Genomic DNA, 870 nt, shown 5'->3' with positions numbered 1-870 from the left:
AACGTTCCCTTGCTACAAGAGGTTTGGGACTAAAGTAGCGTTATTTTTCGGCTTAACCATATTCTCACAAATACAAAACTATTTCCAAATTAAGCCAAATGCCCAAATCGCTTGTAGCAAGTGTTAGCAGTCGTAATTATTTTAGATTTGGTTTTCCCATATCTTTTAACTTATTGTTCAAAGCCTCTCTCTTTAATCTTATTTTTTCAGGCTGTACAAAATAAAAATCAAATAACATTTCTAATACGTCCAAAGTCCATTCAGCTTCCCCAGGTTCTACATCAACTATTTCACCTGTTGATTGACTTTTCATAGGATGTGCAGCATAATTACCAATGTTTCTAATAGCATCAATGCATTCAGAAATATGACTAGGTAAATTACCACTATCTATTAATTGTTGAATTTCGTTTGCTAAATCCCCCTTTTTCACGCCTACTTTTTCTCTCAAAAGGTGTTGCAAACATCTTCTGCTTAAAGCAGAGCTTGCTTTTGGGCTATCAGTTAGTACAATACATGCCTCAGTATAGTCTTGTGAAAAATCCATAGGTACTTCAACAGGAATTGGTGCTCTATTTGTACCTTTTGGTCTTATCAAACAGCGAGAATTAACGAATTCATTACCAACTTCATCGGAATCTATATAATAATATCCACCTCTGTGGTATTCAATTTCTGCATTTATTAAGAAAAAGTTTAATTTTCTGCAATTAGGATTTGGACAGTCATATTTTTCGATACCCCATTTTCCTTCGACATCATCTCCTAATTTTAAAATTTCTCTTTTTGCGTGAAATTCGACTAAACAGTGGGAACATTTCATTGTAATTATCTTTTGAATTATGTTTTTAAAATTATGACTGCTAACGT

1 protein-coding gene is annotated in these 870 nt (G+C 33.2%); it reads right to left on the bottom strand.

Annotated elements, in window-relative coordinates; translation table 11 throughout:
* Positions 1 to 136: 136 nt before the first annotated feature.
* Positions 137 to 870 (bottom strand): DUF4145 domain-containing protein (locus L1S34_RS14780; RefSeq protein WP_236364864.1); only part of this gene is annotated, 734 nt, incomplete at its 5' end.

The sequence above is a fragment of the Flavobacterium sp. K77 genome, assembly GCF_021608205.1.
In the GTDB taxonomy this organism is placed as follows: Bacteria; Bacteroidota; Bacteroidia; order Flavobacteriales; family Flavobacteriaceae; genus Flavobacterium; species Flavobacterium turcicum.
The sequence above is the reverse complement of the archived record's forward strand: the minus strand, read 5'-3'. Positions and strand labels throughout refer to the sequence as shown.